This window comes from Streptomyces sp. NPDC001351 (assembly GCF_042896045.1).
Classification (GTDB): Bacteria; Actinomycetota; Actinomycetes; order Streptomycetales; family Streptomycetaceae; genus Streptomyces.
Map to the genome: position 1 here is coordinate 86,677 of NZ_JBIAWS010000024.1, position 22,162 is coordinate 108,838.

General features: G+C 69.2%; 17 protein-coding genes and 3 pseudogenes. 10 read left to right on the top strand and 10 right to left on the bottom strand.

From position 1 onward, the window contains the following. Nucleotides 1-85 precede the first annotated feature (85 nt). Nucleotides 86-226 (top strand): hypothetical protein, encoded by a 141-nt coding sequence (locus ACFY1U_RS48365; RefSeq protein ID WP_390700476.1) that lies wholly within the window; start codon nucleotides 86-88, stop codon nucleotides 224-226. Nucleotides 227-708: 482 nt separating this feature from the next. On the opposite strand, the gene ACFY1U_RS48370 is transcribed toward ACFY1U_RS48365, so the two are convergent. After that, nucleotides 709-1,326: a TetR/AcrR family transcriptional regulator gene (locus ACFY1U_RS48370; protein WP_390700477.1), complete on the bottom strand. Its 618-nt coding sequence runs from the start codon at nucleotides 1,324-1,326 to the stop codon at nucleotides 709-711. 124 nt (nucleotides 1,327-1,450) lie between these two features. Between ACFY1U_RS48370 and ACFY1U_RS48375 the strand changes: the two genes are divergently transcribed. After that, entirely contained in the window at nucleotides 1,451-2,443 is a 993-nt protein-coding gene (locus ACFY1U_RS48375; protein ID WP_390700478.1) for a PhnD/SsuA/transferrin family substrate-binding protein, read from the top strand. Nucleotides 2,444-2,980: 537 nt separating this feature from the next. Here ACFY1U_RS48375 and ACFY1U_RS48380 read toward each other — a convergent pair. Further along, a pseudogene (locus ACFY1U_RS48380) lies at nucleotides 2,981-3,079 on the bottom strand (IS5/IS1182 family transposase); the annotation flags it as partial. A gap of 60 nt (nucleotides 3,080-3,139) precedes the next feature. On the opposite strand from ACFY1U_RS48380, the gene ACFY1U_RS48385 reads away from it, so the two are divergent. The 4 genes from ACFY1U_RS48385 to ACFY1U_RS48400 all read left to right on the top strand — a co-directional run bounded on the left by ACFY1U_RS48385 (nucleotide 3,140) and on the right by ACFY1U_RS48400 (nucleotide 6,585). After that, nucleotides 3,140-3,421, top strand: a complete 282-nt coding sequence (locus tag ACFY1U_RS48385; RefSeq protein ID WP_390700479.1) for a hypothetical protein — start codon at nucleotides 3,140-3,142, stop codon at nucleotides 3,419-3,421. A 564-nt stretch (nucleotides 3,422-3,985) separates the two neighbouring features. Further along, nucleotides 3,986-5,170: a cytochrome P450 gene (locus ACFY1U_RS48390; protein ID WP_390700480.1), complete on the top strand. Its 1,185-nt coding sequence runs from the start codon at nucleotides 3,986-3,988 to the stop codon at nucleotides 5,168-5,170. 42 nt (nucleotides 5,171-5,212) lie between these two features. After that, nucleotides 5,213-5,410 carry a ferredoxin gene (locus ACFY1U_RS48395; protein ID WP_390700481.1) on the top strand — a complete coding sequence of 66 codons (198 nt, stop codon included), beginning with the start codon at nucleotides 5,213-5,215 and terminating at the stop codon, nucleotides 5,408-5,410. After that, nucleotides 5,407-6,585: an NAD(P)/FAD-dependent oxidoreductase gene (locus ACFY1U_RS48400; protein ID WP_390700482.1), complete on the top strand. Its 1,179-nt coding sequence runs from the start codon at nucleotides 5,407-5,409 to the stop codon at nucleotides 6,583-6,585. The genes ACFY1U_RS48395 and ACFY1U_RS48400 overlap by 4 nt, the downstream gene beginning before the upstream one ends. A 618-nt stretch (nucleotides 6,586-7,203) precedes the next feature. On the opposite strand, the gene ACFY1U_RS48405 is transcribed toward ACFY1U_RS48400, so the two are convergent. The 6 genes and pseudogenes from ACFY1U_RS48405 to ACFY1U_RS48430 all read right to left on the bottom strand — a co-directional run bounded on the left by ACFY1U_RS48405 (nucleotide 7,204) and on the right by ACFY1U_RS48430 (nucleotide 13,961). Continuing rightward, entirely contained in the window at nucleotides 7,204-8,472 is a 1,269-nt protein-coding gene (locus tag ACFY1U_RS48405; RefSeq protein WP_390700483.1) for an MFS transporter, read from the bottom strand. A 56-nt stretch (nucleotides 8,473-8,528) separates the two neighbouring features. Next, nucleotides 8,529-9,650 (bottom strand): DUF5937 family protein, encoded by a 1,122-nt coding sequence (locus ACFY1U_RS48410; protein ID WP_390700484.1) that lies wholly within the window; start codon nucleotides 9,648-9,650, stop codon nucleotides 8,529-8,531. A gap of 170 nt (nucleotides 9,651-9,820) precedes the next feature. Further along, nucleotides 9,821-10,039: pseudogene (locus ACFY1U_RS48415) on the bottom strand (hypothetical protein); the annotation flags it as partial. 324 nt (nucleotides 10,040-10,363) lie between these two features. Then, the gene (locus ACFY1U_RS48420; protein WP_390700485.1) at nucleotides 10,364-10,822 is read right to left on the bottom strand and encodes a hypothetical protein; all 459 of its coding nucleotides are present in this window, start codon (nucleotides 10,820-10,822) and stop codon (nucleotides 10,364-10,366) included. A 321-nt stretch (nucleotides 10,823-11,143) separates the two neighbouring features. Then, nucleotides 11,144-11,569 carry a hypothetical protein gene (locus ACFY1U_RS48425; RefSeq protein WP_390700486.1) on the bottom strand — a complete coding sequence of 142 codons (426 nt, stop codon included), beginning with the start codon at nucleotides 11,567-11,569 and terminating at the stop codon, nucleotides 11,144-11,146. Further along, the gene (locus ACFY1U_RS48430) at nucleotides 11,520-13,961 is read right to left on the bottom strand and encodes a glycosyltransferase family 39 protein (protein WP_390700487.1); all 2,442 of its coding nucleotides are present in this window, start codon (nucleotides 13,959-13,961) and stop codon (nucleotides 11,520-11,522) included. The genes ACFY1U_RS48425 and ACFY1U_RS48430 overlap by 50 nt, the downstream gene beginning before the upstream one ends. 530 nt (nucleotides 13,962-14,491) lie before the next feature. On the opposite strand from ACFY1U_RS48430, the gene ACFY1U_RS48435 reads away from it, so the two are divergent. Continuing rightward, nucleotides 14,492-15,580 (top strand): hypothetical protein, encoded by a 1,089-nt coding sequence (locus ACFY1U_RS48435; RefSeq protein ID WP_390700488.1) that lies wholly within the window; start codon nucleotides 14,492-14,494, stop codon nucleotides 15,578-15,580. Nucleotides 15,581-15,759: 179 nt separating this feature from the next. Continuing rightward, nucleotides 15,760-16,107 (top strand): annotated as a pseudogene (locus ACFY1U_RS48440) (transposase); the annotation flags it as partial. An 89-nt stretch (nucleotides 16,108-16,196) separates the two neighbouring features. On the opposite strand, the gene ACFY1U_RS48445 reads toward ACFY1U_RS48440, so the two are convergent. Then, nucleotides 16,197-16,844 carry a maleylpyruvate isomerase family mycothiol-dependent enzyme gene (locus tag ACFY1U_RS48445; RefSeq protein ID WP_390700489.1) on the bottom strand — a complete coding sequence of 216 codons (648 nt, stop codon included), beginning with the start codon at nucleotides 16,842-16,844 and terminating at the stop codon, nucleotides 16,197-16,199. Between the two features lie 45 nt (nucleotides 16,845-16,889). Next, nucleotides 16,890-17,231, bottom strand: coding sequence for a VOC family protein (locus ACFY1U_RS48450; RefSeq protein ID WP_390700490.1), 342 nt, complete (start codon nucleotides 17,229-17,231; stop codon nucleotides 16,890-16,892). A gap of 55 nt (nucleotides 17,232-17,286) precedes the next feature. On the opposite strand from ACFY1U_RS48450, the gene ACFY1U_RS48455 reads away from it, so the two are divergent. Together ACFY1U_RS48455 and ACFY1U_RS48460 are read left to right on the top strand one after the other, a co-directional pair. Next, on the top strand, nucleotides 17,287-18,336 hold the full coding sequence (locus tag ACFY1U_RS48455; protein ID WP_390700491.1) for a sigma-70 family RNA polymerase sigma factor: 1,050 nt from the start codon (nucleotides 17,287-17,289) through the stop codon (nucleotides 18,334-18,336). 682 nt (nucleotides 18,337-19,018) lie between these two features. After that, a complete protein-coding gene (locus ACFY1U_RS48460) occupies nucleotides 19,019-22,033 on the top strand; it encodes a hypothetical protein (RefSeq protein WP_390700492.1) in 3,015 nt (1,004 codons plus the stop codon). The last annotated feature ends 129 nt before the right edge of the window (nucleotides 22,034-22,162 follow it).

A 22,162-nucleotide genomic window follows, 5' to 3' on the forward strand; every position in this document is an offset into this window, starting at 1 on the left:
GGCATCGGTCTGGCCCTGGCCGCGGTAGCCGGCTGAGGCACGGTGGATGGCCAGGCCGGTGAGGCAGACCATCGGCTGTCCGTGCTTGAGCACGAGCCCGACGAGCAGGACCGCACTGCCGCGGTTCGTGTCCACCGCCCCCAGCACCTCACCCTGGTCGAGCGAGGGCGAGTACCTCCCGGATGAGTTCCAGCTCGGGCTCGTCGTCACCGACCCGGCGGGATAACCGTTGGTCGCCACAGCCGTCGAGTACCACGCAGAGATGATGTTCCTTGCCGATGTGACTCCGGCCCAGATCCTGAGCACAGCCGCCTCCGCCCAGCGTGGTTCTGCGGTCCCGCGGGCGGTCCTGCCGACGTTGTCCTACACAGCGATCAAGTCGCTTATCCCAATGAGCGGTTGTGACCGTCACGGGCTCCGGGCGGCCAGGTCTTTTCTGCCATCAAGCGGCGACAAGCTCAGAGCCTGCCTTTGATCCCTGTTGGTTTCGGACGCCCGAGCGCCCGGACAGCGCCTGGCGCTCGTACCCCGGGCATCGACCACGTCCGTGAAGCCCCCGTATCGACGACGCGTGCTACGCCCCGACCACCGAGCCCCCCTCCCCCGTTCCCTGCGGGTGGCTGTGAACGCGAGAACGAAACTCGCGTCCATAGCCCTCGTGTCTTGCTGCCTCAGCCGACGGCGCCGACGTGGCGCAGTCATCGCCCATCACAGGTTCAGCCCGGCGTGCAGGTCGTCTGCGAAGCCGGTGGTGTCCGTGAGTCCGAAGGCCACTCGCTGGAGCAGGAATCCGTGCAACAGCCCCATCACCAAGCGGGCTCCACGGTCCGGGTCCATCGCGGCGGGCACCGCGCCCGCGGCCCGGCCGCGTCGCAGCGCGTCGGCGATACTGGCGCGGACCTTCTCGAAGCCCTCCGCAGCCGGGCCACGCACCTCGTCATTGCGCAGCACCTCCGACCACGCCTGCACGACGCATCGCAGCAACTCGTCGACTGCGACCGTGTGCCCCGCCGCGTCCTGCACCGTCTCGCCGCTGATCGTGTCGAGCGCGGCGGCCACCAGCTCCGCGACGGACGGGGCGTCTGTGCCCTCGGCCAGCCGCTCAACCGGTTCGAAGATCAGCTGGAACGCGTCGCCCGCAATAGCGAGGATGATCTCCTCCTTACTCGCGAAGTAGCGGTAGGGCGCGCCGGCCGAGACGCCTGCCTCCGTGGCGATGTCCGGCATCGAGGTCTGGTGGAACCCGTCGCGGGAGAAGCAGCGGCGGGCCGCCGCGACGATCTCGGCGCGCTTGGCCTCGCGGCGCTCGGCTGTGAGGCGCGGCATGGCTGCCCCCTTCATCGTGAATGAACATTCATCTTGACGGCGAGACTACTCCGGGACCATCATAAAAGTGAATGATCATTTACGGAAGCGGGCCTTCCCGCGAACCCCGAGAGGAGGTCCACTGATGAACATGCAGCTGAGCATCGGCGTCTACGCCTACGAGCACACCGAGGCACTGCTCGACGGCCGGGTCACGGTCGACGGCGTGGACGCGACGTTCGAGACGGCACCCCTCGTGTCGGACATCTTCCGCCGCACCATTGAGGGGCACTACGACCTTGCCGAGTTCGGTCTCACCTACTTCCTGCGCACCTTCGACCTCGACGATGCACCGTTCCTGGCGCTGCCGATCCTGCCGAACCGCAACTTCCGCCACTCGGCGATCTTCGTGAACACCGCCAGCGGGATCGAGAAGCCGCAGGACCTCGTCGGCAAGACCGTCGGCGAGTTCGCTCTCTACGGCCACGACGCCGGGATCTGGCCGAAGGGCATCCTGGCCGACGAGTACGGCGTGACCCCCGACCAGTGCCGCTGGGTCATCGGCGGCACCAACCACCCCATCCCCGCCTTCGACTGGGTCCCGCAGCCCGTCCCGGACGGCGTCGACGTGCGCCACGCGGAGGACGGCCAGACCCTGGGTGCCATGCTCGAATCCGGCGAGATCGACGCACTGATCTCCGTCGACGTACCGCAGGCGGTGCTGGACGGCTCCCCGAAGGTCGCCCGTCTGTTTCCCGACTACGAGGCCGTGGAGCGCGACTACTACCGCCGCACCGGGATCTTCCCCCCGATGCACATCGTCGCGATCCGCAGGGAACTGGCCCATCGGCGGGGCCTCGCACGGGCCGTCTACGACGCCTTCACACAAGCCAAGGCACTCGCCCAGCGCAAGTACCTCGAGGACGCCGCCAAGCAGCACATGGGCGTCATCACGCCGTGGTTCAGCGCGCTTTTCGAGGAGAACCGTCGGCTGCTCGGCGACGACTGGTGGCCCTACGGGATCGGCGCGAACCGCAAGGCCATCGACACCTTCTTGCGCTACCACCACGAGCAGGGCCTGTCGAAGCGCCGGCTGACGTGCGAGGACATCTTCGTGCCGGAACTCCTCGACACCTGAGTCAAGCGGCAACGACGTGTCGGGGGAGGCTGCCTGGCAGGACGATCCATCCGCCACGTCAGGAGTCCTTGATGCTCCGGCCGACGACTGGCGTGAGCCGGCCATGTACCTGAACCGCGCGCGTCACACCCTGCCTGACTCGCAAGTTCCCGGCCCGCAAGCCGCCCCTCCTCCCTCCAGGGCCGAACGGCACCAGGTGCAGGGGCACAGGCCCATGGGCGGGACACGCGTCGTACGACGAAGACGCCCCACGAGGCAACGGGGTCCGTACGGTCCACGGGTCTGGACCGGGTGGCCCTGTGGAACGGGGCCCGCGCCGGGCGGAGTCGGACCGCACGCGCGTCGAGTGCCGTGGCGGCAATCCGGAGTGCAGGCCATGTCCACCGCTGACCCTTCAGCGACGTCCCGGCCACCGGGCGAGCCCCGTGAGGGAGACGACGGAGCCAGCGGAGTGAGCAGGCGACGAGTGCTCCACAGCGCCGGCATCGGCGCATTGAATGTCGCGGTGACCGGCACCGTCATGCTGTCCTACCGGGCGCGGCGCAGAGCGGTCACCAGTTCGCCGAAGCAGCGCGGGCTCAGCCCGGTGAACAGGCCTGTCCAGGACGGCTGTGACGCCGTGATCACAGCAGCCACGAGAAGATCGTCCCACCGCGCTGCGAACTGCCCGAGACGGAGGCACATTTGGAGACAGACTTGATCGGTCGTCTGGAAGAGGCGGCGGATCGTTTCGTGATCCCCCTGCGTATGAACGAGGGGTTCGATGAGCAGGCGCTCCTTCAGCTGCAGGAGGAGATCGATCGCTGCGGAACGGCGTGGAGGGAAGAAAACCACGTACCGAAGCGCGCGGCGTTGATCCTCGCCGAACTCTTCCCGGCGATCGAGGCTTGCGCCTGGCTGTACGAAGGGACCATGCGTCAGCGGATCCAGGAGGCGGGAGTGATGGTGTCTGAAGCGGTGATCGCTGCTCTGGACTGAGCGCAGTCACAGCAGACGCCGGGGACGAGCCGGCGTTGGGGGACAACACTTGGCTTGATCACTAACCTCGCTGCTGTTTCAGGCGCACGTGTTCGGTGAGGGTTCGATTCGTTTCACGGTCTTCCCAGGCTCGTGACGTGGGGCTGGCCTGCGGTTCTTCGAGCCGGGTGGGCGTTGTGCGACTTGCGCCTCGTCCTGACGCAGTTGCCGGGCGGTTCGCGTGGGCCGATCACCCGGCCAGGGCTGCCGACCGGCCCCCGGCCACGGACGGCAAGAGGGAGCGCCGCGGTCTTGATGAGCTCAGCGTGCTTCTCTGCCATGGCTCTTGACGGAGCATTCCGTCAGGCTTGATTATTTCCTCATTACGGCAGCGTTGCTCGGAGACACCTGGTGTCGGCCTTGCGGTGCCGGGTGCCCTGGCCGGTGCCGCCGTGTTGCTTCAGCGGACGGCGGGTGGGCGTCATCACCGGGCTGCGCCACGGGATGGGCGCGGGGATTCACGCCTGCGCTTGGGCCCGCACGTCCCGACTCCGCTCTCTCACGGCTCCTTCAGGAGGGCTGTTCATGCCCATGCGTACGGAGATCCCCGTCTACCACCCCGATCTGTACTCGGCCTCGGCCATCCGTGACACCTATCCGCATTACGCCGCGCTGCGTGACCTCGGCCCCGTGGTCTGGCTGAGCAGGCACAAGGTCTACGCCCTGCCGCGCTACGCCGAATGCAAGCAGGTGCTGCTGGACGACGAGACCTTCGCCTCCTCGGACGGCGTCGCCCTCAACCCCGTCGCCAACCGTGTGGGCCAGGGCACCACCCTGTTCAGTGACGGCGACGACCACGCCCGCCGCCGCTCCCTCCTCGCGCACCGCCTCACCCCCAGGGCGCTGCGCACGATGAAGGACACAGTCGAGAAACAGGCGGCCTCCGTGGTCGCCGCCGCCGTCGCCCGCCGGAGGGTGGATGCCGTCGAGGTCGCCACGGCCCTGCCGATGTCCGTCGTCCCCGACCTGGTCGGCTGGCCCCAGCAGGGCCGCGAGCACCTGCTGCGCTGGGCCGGCGCCACCTTCGACGCGCTGGGCCCGCTCAACTGCCAGGCGGTACGCACACTTCCGGCGTCCCTGGGCATGATGCGCTACGCGCGCGGTGTCGTACGGGACCGGTCCGTCCTGGACGGCAGCATGGGCCACGACCTGCTGCGCGCCAGCGACGAGGGCCGGATCATGCCGGCCGAGTGCGCCACGATGATGATCGACTACCTGGCGCCGTCCCTGGACACCACGATCAGCGCCATCTCCAGCGCCCTGCACCTGTTCGCCACCCACCCCGAACAGTGGCACCTGCTGAAGACGGACCCCGACCTCGTCCCGAAAGCGGTCAACGAGATCGTCCGCTACGAGTCGCCGATCCGAGGCTTCTCCCGGACCGCCGCCCGCGACACGGAACTCGCGGGTGTCCCCCTCCCCAAGGGCTCCCGGGTGCTGGTTCTCTACGGCTCCGCCAACCGCGACCCGCTGGAGTGGGACGACCCGGACACCTTCGACATCCGCCGCGACGCCGCCCGCCAACTCGGCTTCGGACAGGGCACCCACGGCTGCGCCGGCCAGGGCCTGGCCCGCCTGGAGACCTCCGCACTGCTCAGCGCCCTGGTCGCGCGTGTCGACCGCATAGAGCCCGTCGGCACACCTGAGTGGGCGCTGAACAACGTCATCCACCGCCTCGAGCGCCTGCCGCTCGAACTCATCCCCGCCTGACCCCGCCGCACGCCCCCTTCGAGGACCGTTGAGGACCCCACCATGAAGATCTCCGTCGACTATCCACGCTGCGAAGGCCACGGCCTGTGCGCCGACCAGGCTCCCGACATCTTCAGCCTGGACGACGACGCCGAACTCACCTACCACTTCGACGGCACCGAAGTCCCCGACGCACATCAGTCCGCCGCCCGCGCGGCCGTCAACGCCTGCCCGGTCGCCGCCCTGCGAGTCCTGTCGTGACGGCACCGTGCTCGGTGCTCGTCGTCGGCGAGTCACTCGCCGGCACCACCGCCGCGCGCCACCTTCGCACCCTCGGCCACACCGGGCCCGTCACGATCATCGGCGCCGAGGAGCACGGCGCCTACTCCCGCCCGCCGCTGTCCAAGGCGGTTCTGAAGGATCCGGCCGCCGACCACGCCCTGGGGCCGGCCCTCGACGGGCTCGGCATCGACGTCATCCGCTCGGCGGCCGTCGGGGCCGACATCCGGCGCCGCGTCGTGACGACCGCCGACGGCCGGCAGGTCGGCTACGACGCGCTGATCGTCGCCACCGGGGCGAACGCCCGACGGCTCGCAGCCCCCGGGCAGCGGGGCGAACTCGTCCTGCGCACCCTGGACGACGCCCGCCTGCTTCGCGCCCGCCTGGCGGACGCCGGATCGGCGATCGTGGTCGGCGCAGGCTTCCTCGGCATGGAGGTGGCCAGCGCCTGCGCCGCCCGTGGCATCCCGGTCACCGTCGTGGACGTCGACCCGCCGCTGGAGCGCATCCTCGGCGGTCACCTGTCCACCGCGATCACCGCACGCGCTGCGGCGTACGGAATCCACTTCGTACAGGCGACCGGCTTGGCCGCCCTGATCGGCCACCCCGTGAACGGCGTGGCGCTTCCTGACGGCACCGAGCTCACCGCGGACCTCGTAGTCACCTGCGCCGGAGAGGTGCCCTGCGTGGACTGGCTGGCCGGGACGGGCCTCGCCGACCGCCTCGGGGTCGGCATCGACGACGCCTGCGCCACCACCGTGCCCGGCGTGTTCGCCGCCGGTGACGTCACCTACCTCCGTGGCGACGGCACCCGGCCCGACCGTCGCTCGCCCTTCTGGTCCAACGCCGTCGCCCAGGGCAGGACCGCGGCGGCCTCCGCCCTCGGCCTCTGTCCCGACGGACCATCACAGGACGACTACTTCTGGACCGCGGTCGCCGATCTCGCTGTCAAGGTCGTCGGCCGTCTGCCGCTCATCGGCGAACCGACGACACTGCAGGGCAGCGTGGCCGAGGGACGCGCGCTGCTGACCTGGACCCATGCCGACGGAACGGCGACGGTGGTCGCCTACGGACTGCGCAAATCCGTCACCGCGCTACGGGACTTGGCCGTCACGTCCACGCGTACACCAGCTCGGCAGAGCCCGCGAACAACGTGACATGCAGGAAGTGAAAGGCCTTGGTCGCTCGTGGCGCTGGGCAACGGTGCTCCGGTGTTGACGAGCAATGTGCCCGACACCCGGGTCCGGCGTACAGCCGGAACCTCGGTGTCGCGGTGGCCGACGTACCTGGTCCATGGGTCAGACGGGGTAGTGGCAGGCGCCGGACTGGACGGTGATCCAGCGCAGTCCGGCTGCTTCCTCGAGAGCAGCACGGGATCGGGAGCGTCCCCATCCGCCGGCTCCCACCGCCGAACGGCATCTGGGGTTCTTCTTCGACGGTGGTCGATGTGCGTATCCCGGACCGGATGCGCTGCGCGATCTGCAGGGCCGCGGGCGGGTCCTGGCTGAAGACGGCGGACAGTCCGTATTCGGTGTCGCCGCTTCCCGCCGGAGGCAGGACCAGCTCAGGACGGTCGTCGCAGGGCGGATCGGCTCACACTTGCCGGCGAGTCGATGGCGACACCGCTCGCTTGTCTGGGTGTCCGGCGGATGGCGCTGCGACGAAGCTGCTCTGCACGAGCGACATGACGGTAGATCAGATCGCCAGTCTCGCCCGCGTATCAGGCTGCGGTAACAGTGGCCTGAGCTGACCGCGCACAGCGGTGATCGGCGCAGTCATTCCGGCTTAGCCGTGATCACCGCTGTCTCGTCCGGCCCCGCGACGCTTGCCGTGCCGTCCGCCGTGACGAAGAGCTCCTGACCTGGCTGCCTTGGCCCGGCGCATGCGAGGGCGAGCGCGGCGGTCACGGCCAGGACGACAACGGCGGATCCCGAAAGCAGGAAGGCGTTCGCGGCTCCGGCGAGGGTGATGGTGGTCGAGGCGACAAAGGGGGAGATCGCCAGGGCTCCTGCCACCCCTGCCTCCCACAGGCCGAGCGCCTTCGCCAGATGGTGGCTCGGTATGCGCTGCTGCACCAGTGCGATCAGGGGAATGTCCGTGAGGGCCGAGGCCAGCCCCGTGGCGGTCAGCAGAACCGCCGCCACAGCAGGGGAGGTGACCGTTCCCAGCGGGGCCCGGAAGATCCCGAGCAGGGCCCACGCCAGCACCGCGGCCAGGGCGAGTCGGCGGATGCGCAGACCGGCCAGGAGCAGGGCGCCCACCACTTCGGCGACCCCGGCGACGCCGAGCAGCAGGCCGTACCGGCCGCCCTGTCCCACGACCGCGACCAGCCCGACGGTCAGGAATCCGTTGGTCAGGGCGAGGGCGAGCACGAAGGTCACGATGACCACGAGTACGTCGGGGGCGGCCCGCACGGCCCTGAGCCCGGCGCCGAGATCGGACCACAGCCCCGTCTGACCGCCGCTCGGAGCGGGGCGGGTCACGCGGATGGCGGCCACGGCGGCCGCCGAGCCCAGGAAGGTCAGGCCGTTGACCGCCAGCGCCGACTGCAGGGAGCCGAAGGCCAGCAGCGGCGCGAGCATGAGCGGGCCGACGAAGAAGGCGGCACGGAAGGCGACTTGCAGCAGTCCGTTGGCCTGCTGGAGGCGGTCGTCCGGCACGATCTGCGTGACGATGGCGTTGCGGGCCGGGGCGAACGGTGCACCGATCAGCGCCAGCAGTGCCGTAGTCGCCACGAGCAGGGCCAGGTTCAGCAGGTGGAGAGAGAGCAGGACGAAAGCCACGGCCACCACGGCGAGACGGGCCAGGTCGGTGGCGATCATCAGCTTCCGGCGGTCGCAGCGGTCGGCATACGAGGCGGCAACGAAGGTGGCCACGAACGCGGGCGCGAACGCGGAGACACTCACCACGGCGACAGCCGTGGGGTCCTTCGTCAGTGACCAGGCCAGCCACGCGGTCGCGGCGGTGTACAGGCCGTCGCCGAAGCGTGAGACGCCCTGGCCGGCGAAGAGAAGCAGGAAGTTGCGGTCCCTCAGCAGTGACATGCCGCCACTGTCGGATCCCGTCACGAGTCTGATCCACTTATTAGTCAGATGGCTAATCAGTCGTCCTCGGTCACCTCGCCGTCGCCGTGCAGGAAGCCTTCCAGGCTGGGGGTCAGGCCCGTCACCTGTCCGGGCGCGAGCCGGTACAGGACGTAATAGCCCTCGCGGCGGCGCTCCAGCAGGCCCGCGTCCGCCAGCACCCGCAGGTGCTTGGACAGGGCGGCCTCGCTGACGCCGACGAGCGGGGCCAACTCTTGCGTGCTGCGCGGGCGTTCGGCGAGCAGCCTGAGGGCGCGCAGCCGGGTGTCGTCGGCGAGCGCGCGGAGCGTGCCGACGAGTCTGGTCGGCGGAATCCTCGGGCGGGCTTCCCGGACGATCGAAGAGAGGGGGAAGACGAGCCCGAGGGGCCAGGGACCGTCGCAGTTGACGCGTACGTGCGGCCACACATAGGCGCTGGGGGCGAGCACGAGTGTGTCGTCCGGGCCGATGGCGACCTCGTGGTCGTGCGGTCGCTCCAGCCAGAAGCGTTCGGCGCGCGGATCGCTGCGCACTTCCGGCCACAGCCCGCGCAGCATCCCGTACAGGCCGCGTTCCTCGATCTGACGTCCGGCCTCACTGACGCCGGCGGCGAGTTCGGGTTCGAGCCGTGCCCATTCCTCCTCGAAGGCCTCCCGCCAGTAGCGCTCCAGCATGCTCAGGAACCGTTCGAGCAGCGCGCGGGGGTCGTCGAGGAGCATCGCGGCCATCGATTCGTCGCTTTCCCTGGCGACTCGCTCCCGCAGCAGGCGGCGTACCTCCGGTTCGTCAAGCACCTGCGGATCTCTGCCCTCGCCGCCGCCCGGCCATGGCGTGAGCAGGGGGACGGCGAACTCCAGGCGGACCAGCTCCGGATCCGCCCCGCGCAGGCCGGCCAGTTCGTCTTCGAAGTCCGCCAGTCGGCCGGTCGGCTGCGGAAAGAGGAACTCGGGGAAATACGAGCGCACCGCGTAGGAGAACGCCTCGATCTCCCGCTTCAGCGCCGGGGACAGCTTGCGCATCGCACGCACCCAGCCGTGCTGCACGGGGTGGTGCTTGGGCTCCACCAGCACATGGAGACTCAGTACGGCCTCCATCGTCGGCGAGTAGGCGAACCCCACCCGCTCCGCACCGCCGGCGGGGACCCGGAACACGATCGTCATGACCCGCCATCCTTGCCGCACGGCGTCCACGACGCGAGGCACGCCGCGCCGCCGGACGCCTTCACCGGGGAGCGGCTGCCCGTCCTCCCACCTTGGTCAGCACCACCGGTCGGCGGCGCCACGACGCCACCGGGGCTGGTCAACGCCGAAGTCAGGCTGCGGCATGGCTCTCACCCAAGATCGAGAACAGGTTTACAGAAGTGTGCCTCACACGCCTTCAGAACACGACCGAGTGCCGCCCGCCCTGCGCGTCCCCAGTGCGGCTTGCCGCCGGGCAGGCCCCGATCTCCGTTGTTCCCCATGAGCATCAGGAAGAGGCTCTCCATCGCGGCCAGCCCGTGGGCGCGCCGGATCGCCACCTCGTCTGCATGCGCGTGCTTGCCGAAGAAACCGTGAGGCCATGCCCGCCGAGCGCATGGCTGCCCGACGGCGCCCCCGTCGAGCGCCTCACCTTCGAGGAGGACGTGCGGATCGTCGGCGACGTGGGCGACCTCGGTCGCCCCGCCAGGCGGCGAGAGGCAGCGCCCGGGAGCGTATTGGGGGCAGAAAGGAGCAGCCGGAACGAAAAGACCCTCAAGCGTCGCCGACGCGTCGGCTGCCCCATCAAGCGAGGTTCGCGAGGCGTTCGGCCACGGCGTCTCCGTAGCCCCGGGACGCGGCGGGCCCACGAAGGAAGGCCCCGATGAAGCGACCTCGTGACAGACCAGTCGAAGTCATAACTGGTGCTCCTTTCTCGCAGGTTGGGAAAGTCTGATGGCGTGTGCGGTCACGAACCACAAAAGGACCGCAGCCGCGACCAGTGCGAAGACTCCGCAGACCCCGGTCGTCGGGTTGACCCAAGCGAGGACCAGGTCCGCGTGCGCGTTGCACATGTTGTGCAGCGGGAAAATCTTGTCGAATTCGGCGGCGTGGGTACGCCGGTACGCCTCGTCGTAGCGCTCGTGGTGGACGAAGAGGCAGGTCTTGCGGATGTCCAGGCCGGTGGCGAACAGGCCTCGGACCCATGCGGCGACGCCGACGAAGAGCGCGACGGAGCACAGACTCGTCCACCACATGGGGCGCCGCCACGAGCCGTCCCGTACGCCGGTGACGAGGCGGAACACGTTCCACGCGTTCCACACCAGCCATGCGCCGAGTACGGCGATGACCGTGAGGAGTCCTAGTGCCTTCATGCCCTCATGCCCTCATGCCTTCTGCCTGGCTCTCTGCTGTGTTCAGCTTCTTCAGCGGGCGCGCGCCGCCTTCAGGTAGCGCGCGTGGTTCTCCTTGTACACGGACAGGTTCCGCTTCTCCGTTCCCATGCGGGCGAGCAGTGCGTCGACGAAGCCCTGCTCGAAGTCTCTGAGCTTGTCGTAGCCGCCCGGCAGGTCCTGGTAGTCGGACGGGAGTACCGCCCCTGCGCCGGTGACGAGGTACGCCTGGGCGACCGAGAGGGTTCAGTCAAGCGCGGTGAGGGCGTTGCGGGCGGAGTCCTGGCAGTCCGAGGCGTTGCCTCAGCGCCCCGTGAACCAGTCGTTGAAGCGGGTCAGGCCGCCACTGCCGTTGTAATGGTCCTTCACGGCGTCGACGATGGTCTTGCCGCCCAGCACCGCCCTGGCGAACAGACAGCCGTCCGCGTCCTCGATGAGGTCGTCGAAGCCGAAGGACGAGGCGACGCCCGGCAGGCCGAGCTTGTCGTGGGCGACAGCGGGTCCGCGTGCTGCTGCTCGGAGTTGCGCCAGGTGAACATCGAGGGACGCCGAAGGCTCGGGGAACGCCGCCCCACCCCTGATGCCGTCGAACGGATCGAGCGGCTGCGGCCCGACAAAAAGTGGTCCGCCAGCCGGATCACCCTCTTGCTCGCAAGCCCGGGACCAGCTGCCGGCCCGGTCAACGGGTGGTGCCGCACTGGTACAGGGTCTGGGTCGCGGCGGCCTCACCCCTACCGGGTCCGGGGAACCCGTTGGTGGCCGCCGCCGACGACTGCGTTCCGCCGTAGGCCGAGGCCGGTACCACGGTGCAGTTGGACTTGACCCATTCGGTGATCTGGGTGGTGCTGGTCGTACCGGAGGAGCTGTCGCCGAACGTCGCGCCCATGCCCCGGCTGCCCTCGCTGACCAGTACGTACTTGAGCTTGGCCGAGTTCACCAACTGCTGGAACTGACTCTGCGTGGGGAACGGCACCCTGCCGGTGAAGCCGCCCAGCGGGAGCACGTCGGCGCCCTTGGCGAGGATGTACGGCGAGGCACCGCTCCAGCTTGTGGCGGCGAAGACGTACTGCGCGGAACCGCGGTGGGCGGTGGTGTAGTCAAGCAACTTCTGCTGCTGTGTGGTCAGTTGGCCGCCGCTGTCGCCGAAGCCGCCCATGCCGCCACCGTGCGCCGTGCTGTTGCCGAGAGCGCCGTCCCACGGCGGCTGGCCCATCCGGCCGGTCGCCGGCTTCGGCTGGCCGTGGCCCCCTCCCCCGCCGCCTCTGCCGCCGGACGGACCGACCGAGCCCATGCCGGAGCTGCCGTACGACGGGTTGAACACCTGCACCGCCCATGCGCTGGGCGCGAACAGCATCGCCGCCAGCGACGCGGCGAGACCGGCGAGGGCGAGCCGCCCGCCGGACCGGACGCCGGTGCGGGCGAGGACGAGCAGCACGATGGCGGCCACGGCGAGCACGCCCACGGCGGGCGTCAGCCACGGCAGGAAGGTCGGGAACCCACTGGCTATGTACGCACCCCACGCGGCCGTCGCGGCGACCGCACTGGGCAGCACCCAGGCGCGGCGGCCACCGGCCCGGTACGCGTGCCACAGCAGCGTCATACCGCCACCGGCGAGCGCCGCCAGCGGCACCGCGATCACACCCATGTAGTACGTGTGGCCGCCGACGCTGCCCGCGCTGAAGACCAGGAAGTACGTGGCCAGCCAGGTGCCCCACATGACGAAGCCGATCCGGATCCGGTCCGTGCGGGGCTTGCTGCGGCGCCACCACAAGCCGCAGGCGATGGCGATGACGGCCAGGGGGTAGAGCCAGCCGGTCTGCGAGGCGAGCGGCGAGCCGAACATCTTCGACCAGCCGTTCTGGTCACCGCCCCAACCGCCGCCTCCGCCGCCACGGCCCTGCAGGCCACCGTGCCCGTCGGCCGACTGCTGCCCAGCCCCCTGCTGAGCGGCACTTCCAGCCCACTGTCCGGAAACGGAAGCGGAAGCGGAACCGAAGCGCTGCCCCAGGGCGGAGTCGGAACCGGAGGCACCGCCGAAGCCGCCTTGCGTACTGCGGTGGTGAGCCCCGGAACCGCGGTGGACCGCACCCGAGTACTGTCCCGTCCCAGCCGTGCCGGGCCGGCTGGGCGCGGTCGCTCCGGACTGGCCACCGTTCTGGGCCACGCCGTACCGTCCGCCCGCATTCTGGCCCGCCCCCAGGGCGCCTGACGCGCCGTGCCGGCCGCCGCCCTGGGTGGCGCTGATGCTGCCGGTGGAGGCGGCACTGATCCCCAGCGACGAGAAGCGGTTCAGGAAGTTGTAGCCCACGACCATGCTGAAAGCGGAGTTGTTCGTGGTTCCGTCCACATAGGGCCGGTCCTTGGCCGGCGTGAGGGTGACGGCGAGCATCCAGGAGCAGGAGACCGCGGCCATCACGACGGCGGACACTGCGATGTGCGCCAGCCGCTTGCGCAGCGCGATCGGCGCCGAGATCAGGTACACCAGCGCCAGCGCGGGCAGCACCGCCCACGCCTCCAGCATCTTGGACTGGAAGCCGATGCCGACCCATACTCCCGCCATGACCAGCGGCCGCAACCGGCCTGCCTCCGCGGCGCGTTGCGTGGCCTCCGCGGCCAGCAGCACGCAGAGCGTGAACAGCGGATCCTCCACCGCGGTGCGGAACAGGCCCACGGCGACCGGCGTGACCAGGAACGCCGTGCTGGCGATCAGCGCCGCGTTGATCCCGCCCCAGCGGTGGACCACCCGGTGGAGCACCAGGAGGCTGGCCACTCCCTCCATTACCTGAGGAAGCGTCAGCGCCCAGGGGTGAAACCCGAAAATGCGAGCTGAAATGGCTTGCGGCCAGAGGAATCCAGGCAATTTATCCAGTGTGATGGTATTGCCCGGGTCGAAGGAACCATAGAAGAATGCCTTCCAGTTTTCGGTCATGCTGCGCGCGGCGTTCGCGTAGAACGTGTGGTACTGACTGTGGTCGATCCCCCACGCGTAGAGCGCGGCGGCGAGCATAGTGATGACCAGAAGAGCGGGCCGTGCATACGCCGGTTGGCCCACCGGCGATCTCCATGGCGCGCGTCGGATCGCGCCGGTGGGGACGGTCGGGTCGAGGACTGTTGTAGCCATGTTCGGCAGTATTCGTCACTCGCAAGGGTCCCCTAAGCCAAAGCGGCCACATTCAAGGAACTTCTCACCGGAACAAGAAGAAGCTTTGAAAACACCCTGGGGCTGCCTTTAATCTGCATGGCCCCCATCATCACCCCTCGAACATTTCGGCACGTAGAGCAGATGCACAGCTAATGCACAGGGAATTCACGGAAAGATCAGCGTCCGGCGCCTGCCCCCGGGCCCCGGCGAGTGCCTGGATGGTCCGGTTTGATCATGTGATGCGGTAGAGGGTGAGGACGCAGGGGCGGTTGGTGCGGGCTCGGCACCCTCGTGGATCTTGCAGCGCAGAGAACTCCGATCCACAGGTGCCGTGTTCACCCGCTTCCGGGGCCCGTTGCCACGATCAACCACTCCAAGCCGGGGACGAGCCGGGCACACACCGGGGCCCTGCCCCCGCGCCCCTCACGAGTTCAGTCTCATCACTCCTTTCACCGCGATCTGACTGCTAGTTTGATCAAAATCTCTGAGGCGACCTGGAGCGTGATGATGTGAGCGACATAGCCCACGAGAGCGGCCCGCACCGTACGAACCGGCGCGCATTCCTTCGTGGCAGCGCGGCGTTGACCGTCGCCGCCGCGACCGGCGGACTCTCCCTGTCAGCCGCGGGTACGGCCAACGCCGTTGTGGATCCGACCCTGCATTTCAAACTCGACGGAACCGGCGATAATCCCGTCCAGCGGCAGACGCTTCACCAGCCTTACTGGGCGATGCAGTCGTTCGCCTACGATCACGTCTACGGGCACATCTACTTCGTGCAGACCAAAGTGGGCAGTGACACCGGCGACCTGTGGGTGTCGAGGACCGACCTCTCGGGCAATGTGCTCGGAGCCATGGCGATTCACGCGTTCGACCACGGCTCGTCCATCGGAGTCGAGCCCGACACCGACGGATCTCCCTACATCTGGGTGGCAGGCGACTGGGAGAGCGCGAATCCCCATGTCACGCCGCCTGTGCCGCCGAACAGTCACAAGATTGCCCGATTCAAGTACAAGGACGGCGGCGACCTGGACTACTTCAATCCCGGCGGGCAGTATCTCAAGGTGTTCACGGTCGACGTCGCGACCTTCGTCGACTGTCCCCGTCCGGCGATCGATCCCTACAACAACCGGCTTCTCATTCGGTACATGGGCACGACGACCCCCTGGCGTCTGGCGCTCTTCGACCTGTCCGAGGTGGTGTCCTCGGGAGTTATTTCCAAGCGCCTGCTGGAGCGGGCGATTCCCACCAACGCCGAACTCGGGCTGACCGACAGCGACCTGTTCCAGGGCATCACCGCATACGGGCAATACGCCTACCTCCTCTTCGGCGGACCACCCTCGAGCAGCGATTCCACCCCGCCCTCGTACATCATCTGCATCGACATGAACGATCCCGGAAGTGCGTACCGCTGGAAATTCCATACGACGGCTGGCGCCTCCTTGCCCGGACGCGAACCCCAGGGCATAGCCGTCTGGCGGACCTCCAGTGGCCCGCGACTTGCCTTCGGTTTCTCGGACAAGATCACCAGCACCAGCCCCGACTCGTTCGAGGCCAACGTGTACTTCAAGGACCAACTGACCTCACTGTGGCCCTCCTGACCGTTCTCAGTCCAGAGCCCGGTGTCTGCCCGGCTCGCCCCCCTTGGAGTGGTTGATCGCGGCAAGGGGCCCCGGAAGCGGGTGAACACGGCACCTCTGGATCGGAGTTCTCTACGCTGCAAGATCCACGAGGGTGCCGTGTTCGTTCCTCCATCATCCCCTGTCGCTGTCTCCGCGTCCCCTTGGCCGCCGCCCGCTACCGCGACCGCGGCAGCGTCTCCAGGGCCAAGTCCGACGCCGCTGACGCCCGGGTACTGGCCAACATTCTTCCAACCGACCGGCACGCCCATCGCCCGCTGCCCGCAGACAGCGAAGCCGGGCAAGCCGTTGCTGTCCTCGCCCGCGCCCACCAGGACGCGATCTGGGATCGGCAACAGATGGTCAACCGGCCCCGCTCCCACCTGCGCGAGTACTACCCGGCCGCCCTCAGCGCCTACCACGGACCGGGCAAACTGGGACTCGACTCCGCACACGCGCGAGCGGTTCTTGCGGCCGCCCCCACGCCGGCCTCTTCGGCCAGACCGACCGCTTCACCCTGGCTGACGAACCGTCGGTTCAGGGTGCCGCCGCCAGGGACGGGGCGGCGGCATTGAGCTTCACACCTTGATAAGGGGCGTCATGCCCGTGGTTGCGCCTGGCGCTCGCGAAGGATGGCAACTCCGTCTCCATCAAGCGCATCGAGGTAGCACGCGCGACCGGCCATCGCCATGACCAGGGCCAGAGTCGTGCCGGACACGCGTGGCCCCTCGCCGGTGGTGAAGGGGCTGTCGGTGGCGGTCAGGCACAGTCCTCGGATGCGGGTCTTGGTGAAGACGGGCAGATCGGTGCGCTGGTAGTAGTTGGCCAGGGTGGCCAACGTGCGGACGGGGTAGCCGCGTTCGATGCCCAGCGGTCGGCGGATGTCCTCGCCGTGCACGATGGTCTCGCCGAGCATGGCCACGGTCGAGGGGATCGGCTTCGTCGTTCGGGTGGCCACTCGGCGGAACCGCTCGAGCGTCTCGGCCGGGGTGGCGCCCAGCTGTTCGGCCAGCCGCATGGCGACCTGCTTGTCGAAGTCGAAGCGGCAGCGGATCACGCCCGCCATCCACCGCACCGGGTTGAGGCCGGCCCCCGCAGTCAGGTGCGCGAGCACCTCGCGAACGGTGAGCCCCTCGCACAGCGACGGGGTGGCCCACTGATGGTCGGCCAGCTGCGCGAGGTCGGCGGCCAGGGCGGTCCGCTCGGTGTGGATCAGTGGCCAGGTTCCGGTGGCGGGTGTCGTCATGGGGGTGATGCTCCTGTGCGGTGGTTCGGGCGGGCAGGGGGCCGGTCAGCGGCTGATCAGGCCGACGTGGTTGCCGTCGAGATCGGTGAAGACGGCGATGCGGCTGGCGGGCGTGTCGGTCGGAGCGAGGACGCGGGTGGCGCCGAGCCGCTCGGCCAGGGTGAGCGCGGCATCGACGTCGTCGACCGGGAAGTAAGCGACGAGCCCGGTGTACGGGCTGTCCGGGCCCGCCTGCCCGACCCCGCCGGTCGGTCGGCCGTCCTCGTCGCCGACCAAGGCGTAGGTGTCGTCCAGCACGTGGACCGGCCAGCCGAACAGCTCCTGGTAGAAGCGGCGGGCGCGCAGCGCGTCGGGAGTGGAGATGTCGAACCAGGCGGCACTGCTCATCGGGGTCTCCTCGGGGTGTCGAAACGATCGGTCGAAGAAGGTGACTCCCGGAGTGGTGGCAGAATCGTCGCTCGTGGGCGAGGAAATTTCGGCGGGATCCGCGACGGGCGACCTGGCCAGGGCGCGCGCGGGGGACGACGCCGCGTTCACCCGCCTGGTGGCGCCGCTGCGCCGGGAGCTGCACGCGCACTGCTACCGGATGCTCGGGGCGACCCACGACGCGGACGATGCACTGCAGGAGGCGCTGCTGCGGGCCTGGCGGGGCCTGGACCGCTTCGAGGGGCGCAGTTCACTGCGTGCCTGGCTGTACACCGTGGCCACCCGCACCTGCCTGGACGCCGTCGACCGGCGCGGCAGGCGGGCGATGCCCATCGACCTCGGTCCGGCCAGCGACCACGCGGTCATCGACGCCACCCCGCTGACCGAGGTCGCCTGGCTGGGCCCCTACCCCGACGCGGGCCTGCCCGCCGGCCCGGCCGGACCAGCCGCGCGGTACGAACAGCGCGAGGCCGTCGAACTCGCCTTCGTCGCGGCCATGCAGCACCTGTCCGGCAACCAGCGGGCCGCGCTGCTCCTGTTCGACGTGCTCGGCTTCTCCGCCGCCGAGATCGCCACCATGATGGACACCTCCACCACCTCGGTGAACTCCGCCCTGGCCCGCGCCCGCCGCCTGCTCGCCGAGCGGGTCCCGGCGCGCTCGCAGCAGCAGACCCTGCGCAAGCTCGGCGACGCCCGGGTCCGCCAGACCGTCACCGCCTTCGCCACCGCCCTGGAACGCGGCGACGCCGACGCCCTGGTCGCCCTGCTCACCGAGGATGTCGCCTGGTCGATGCCGCCGCTGGCCCAGTGGTACCGGGGCCGGGCCGCCGTCATGGACTTCGCCGTTGAGGTCCCGCTCACCCGCTGCCCGAGCTGGCGCTACCACCTCACCTCGGCGAACGGCCAACCGGCGGTGGCCTTCTACGTCGGCGCGAGCCGGTCGGACCCGCACCTCGCGTGGTCCATCACTGTGCTGACCCTGCGCGACGAACTCGTCGAAGGCCTCACCTCGTTCCTGGGCGCGGAGCACGTGCGGCGGTTCGGGCTGCAGACAAAGTGGGCTTGAGCCAACGTCAGCCCCGGGGCCCCCGGGGTGTGGCTACGGCCCAGACGGCGGTTGACTGCGCCCCGCGCTCGGATCCAGTGGGCTTTCCCGACGACCCGCCATCAACAGCCCCCTCCCCCACCCCACCTCCCCCGTGGACGCGGTGCTGCCGCCCGCGAAGCTACGCGCGTCCGCGCCAGAAGAGCAAACGTGGGGCGCGTTCTTTGGTCAGTGCCCGCAGTTGTCCCCGTGACCTGCGGTGCGGCTATTTATCAGGGTGGCGCAACCGGCTGTCCCTGCAATGCCCGACCCGCTGAACTCGGTGATGCACCGGCAGTGCTCGCAAGGACGTGAACGCAGCACAGCCACGACGACGAAAGGAACACCCTTCATAGGGCCTCGCCGTCACCGCTTTCGGTCGGCCGCCGCGCGCCGGGCAAGGACTCAACTCCCCGGTTCCTCCCTATTGCCCGTGGTGGGTCGTCGCCGTAGCCTCCTCGCAGACCATAGATCCGATGTCTCATAGGTCAACTTCCCCTGTTCCGTTCTCCACTCCAACTTTCAGCGAAAGTCCGTCAAGGGACATCGGATCTCTCCATCTCTCCCGAAGGCAATTGCGGGCTCGGGTGGCAGGCGGTCGCCGTCGTTGTGGCGGCAGGGTCCGCATCCCTGGGTGTCCTCACACCTCCTCGAAGGAGCATCAATGTCGTTGTTCCGTCCCAGAGCCGCCGGCCTCTCCGGTGTGCTCGGCACGCTGGCAGCGCTCATATGCGCAGCAATCGCCGTGCCCAGCCCGGCCTACGCCGCCACGCCGACCGTGCTGTACGCCTCACCCTCCGGTACCGGCAGCACCTGCTCACTGAGCGCGCCGTGCAGCCTGGACGGCGTCAAGGGCAAGGTGGCGGACCTCGCCCCCGCAATGGCCGCCGACATCGACGTCTATCTGCGCGGCGGTACCTACCGCCGGTCCCAGGCGTTCGCCCTGGGCGCGTCCGACTCGGGGCGCAACGGCCACAAGGTGGTCTACTCCGCCTACCCGAGTGAGAAGCCCGTCCTCAGCGGGGCGACGAAGGTCAGCGGGTTCTCCGTGTTCGACAGCGGCAAGAACATCTACCGCGCCGCCGTGCCAGCCGGCACGCAGAGCAGGCAGCTGTTCGTCGACGGAGTACGCGCCCAGCGCGCACGCGGTCCGCTGAACCCCTCGGGTTTCACTCTCTCCGGGTCCAGCTTCACCACGAGCGACTCCTCCTACACGTCGTTCACCAACGCCTCCTCGGTGGAGATCGTGAACAACAACGCCTGGAAGCAGATGCGCTGCCCGCTGACGAGCATCACCGCGCCCAGCGGCGGCGGGTCCAGCCTCAACGTCGACCCGGCCTGTTTCCGGAACAACAACACCTCCGTGCCCAACCGGGGCTTCCCCTTCAACGGCGCCGGACTGCCGAAGCTGAGCTCGATCACCTATGTGGAGAACGCCTACCAACTGCTCGATGCCCCGGGCGAGTTCTACCTCGACGGCTCGGCGGGCTTCCTGTACTACAAGCCGCGCAGCGGTGAGGACCTCAGCACCGCCGACGTGGAACTGCCCACCACCGAAACGCTGCTGAACGTCAGCGGCGCTCCCGGCCACCTCGCCCCGGTCAACGACACGGACCCGGCCATCACCTACACCGGCTCCTGGAGCTCCTCCAGCGGGCGCAACCTGGGTGACCTCTCCAACGACGTACACGCCACCACGACCAACGGCGACTCGGTGAGCTACACCTTCACCGGGACCGGGATCGACGTGCTCTCGGAGACCAACAGCGACGAGGGCGGCATCGACGTCAACGTCGACGGCGCCAAGGTCCAGAGCGTGTCCGCCTCCGGCTCCTCGCGGCTCGCCCAGCAGGTCGTCGCCTCCGTCAGCGGCCTCGCCAAGGGCCGGCACACCATCAAGCTGGTCAAGACGGGCGGGACGTCGATGCTCCTGGACGGCTTCACCGTGGTGCCGGACGCGATCACGCCCGCGCACGACATCACGTTCCAGGGCCTGACTTTCGCCTACACCACCTGGACGCTGCCCTCCACGGCCGGCTACATCGACAACCAGGCCGGCGTGCTGTGGGACCCCAGCAGCAACAACGCCCCCATCCGCATCCCCGCCGCAGTCCAGGTCCACCGCGGATCCGACATCACCTTCACCGGCGACGAGATAGCGCACACCGGCGGCACCGGCATCGACCTCGCCGACGGCACCCAGGACTCCACGATCACCGGGAATTTCATCCACGACACCTCCGGTGGCGGCGTCTCCGTGGGCGAGGTGGACGACTACTACCTCACCGACACCCACCGCATGACCACCGGCGACACCGTCACCCAGAACGGGATCTCCGACGTCGGCCGGGATTACTCCGACGCGGTCGGCATCTGGGCGGGCTACACGCGCGGCCTCACCATCTCGCACAACGACATCGGCCACACCTCCTACTCCGGCATGTCGGTCGGCTGGGGCTGGGGCTACGCCTCACCGTGCTCCATGCAGTCCGCCCAGGGCCTGCACACCTGCGCACACGGCACCATCTACGCAGGCGGCAACCAGGTCCTGAACAACCACGTGCACGACGTGATGAACGTCCTCTATGACGGCGGCCCCATCTACACCAACGGCGGCCAGGGCAACGGCGACGGCTCCACCACGTCCGTGCTCGCGGGCAACCTCGTCGAGGTCGGCAACCACACCAACAACATGCTGTACCAGGACGAGGGCAGCTCGTACTGGAACACCCACGACAACGTCTCCCGCATCGTCGGCGGCAACTGGATCGGCATGTGGACGCCGACCATCCACGACATCAACATCCACGACAACTACTCCGACACCACCAACTACAGGAACAGCGGCACCAACATCACCTTCAACCAGGCCACGATCGTCTCCGGCGGCGCCTGGCCCTCCGCCGCCCGGGACATCATCGCGGCGGCCGGCCCCGACGCCGCGCACCAGCCGCTGACCGGCTGGATCGACGACGACGACACCGCGATCTCCTACACCGGCAGCTGGACGGCGAACGGCAACCGCGGCGTGGGCGACTACGAGGACGCCGTGCACGCCACGAAGACCAACGGCGACACCGCCTCGCTGACGTTCACCGGCACCGGTGTCTCGGTCGTCGGCGAGAAGAACACCGACCAGGGACAGGTCGAAGTCTTCATCGACGGCACCTCCAAGGGCCTGGTCGACACCAGCGCCACCACCCGCCGGGCCCAGGTGGTCATCTACAGCACCAGCGGACTGAGCGCGGGCAGCCACACCGTCCAGTTCGTCAAGCGCAGTGGTACCTGGGCCACTCTGGACGGCTTCGAGGTGACCCGCGCCGCCAACGACACCGCCGTCTCCATCGCTTACACCGGCGGGTCCTGGCACTACTACCCCAACCGGGGTCTGGGCGACTACCAGGACGACGTCCACGCCGCCACCACGAACGGCGACTCGGCCACCGTCACCTTCACCGGCACCGCAATCAACCTCGTCACCGAGACCAACTCCGACGAGGGCACCATCGCGGTCTCCCTGGACGGCGCCTCCAAGGGCACCGTCGACGCGTCCTCCGCGGGCCGCCAGGCCCAGCAGACCGTGTACTCCGTGAGCGGGCTGCCGGCCGGACGGCACACCCTCACCCTCACCAAGACAGGAGGCAGCTTTCTGGTGATCGACCGGTTCGACGTGGGGTGACCACGCGGCGGCCACCGGGCGCCGCGGGGCGCCCCCGGCCGGGCCCCCCCCCGCCCCCGGCGCCCCCCCCCCCCCGGGCCCCCCCCCGGGGGGGGGGGGGGGGCGGCCGCGGGGGGGCCCCCCCCCCGC

Excerpts from the sequence above, each read along its gene's own strand:
- ACFY1U_RS48370 (WP_390700477.1), bottom strand. The coding sequence starts at position 1,326 with ATGCCGCGCCTCACAGCCGAGCGCCGCGAGGCCAAGCGCGCCGAGATC.
- ACFY1U_RS48375 (WP_390700478.1), top strand. The coding sequence starts at position 1,451 with ATGAACATGCAGCTGAGCATCGGCGTCTACGCCTACGAGCACACCGAG.
- ACFY1U_RS48390 (WP_390700480.1), top strand. The coding sequence starts at position 3,986 with ATGCCCATGCGTACGGAGATCCCCGTCTACCACCCCGATCTGTACTCG.
- ACFY1U_RS48395 (WP_390700481.1), top strand. The coding sequence starts at position 5,213 with ATGAAGATCTCCGTCGACTATCCACGCTGCGAAGGCCACGGCCTGTGC.
- ACFY1U_RS48405 (WP_390700483.1), bottom strand. The coding sequence starts at position 8,472 with ATGTCACTGCTGAGGGACCGCAACTTCCTGCTTCTCTTCGCCGGCCAG.
- ACFY1U_RS48410 (WP_390700484.1), bottom strand. The coding sequence starts at position 9,650 with ATGACGATCGTGTTCCGGGTCCCCGCCGGCGGTGCGGAGCGGGTGGGG.
- ACFY1U_RS48420 (WP_390700485.1), bottom strand. The coding sequence starts at position 10,822 with ATGAAGGCACTAGGACTCCTCACGGTCATCGCCGTACTCGGCGCATGG.
- ACFY1U_RS48430 (WP_390700487.1), bottom strand. The coding sequence starts at position 13,961 with ATGGCTACAACAGTCCTCGACCCGACCGTCCCCACCGGCGCGATCCGA.
- ACFY1U_RS48445 (WP_390700489.1), bottom strand. The coding sequence starts at position 16,844 with ATGACGACACCCGCCACCGGAACCTGGCCACTGATCCACACCGAGCGG.
- ACFY1U_RS48450 (WP_390700490.1), bottom strand. The coding sequence starts at position 17,231 with ATGAGCAGTGCCGCCTGGTTCGACATCTCCACTCCCGACGCGCTGCGC.
- ACFY1U_RS48460 (WP_390700492.1), top strand. The coding sequence starts at position 19,019 with ATGTCGTTGTTCCGTCCCAGAGCCGCCGGCCTCTCCGGTGTGCTCGGC.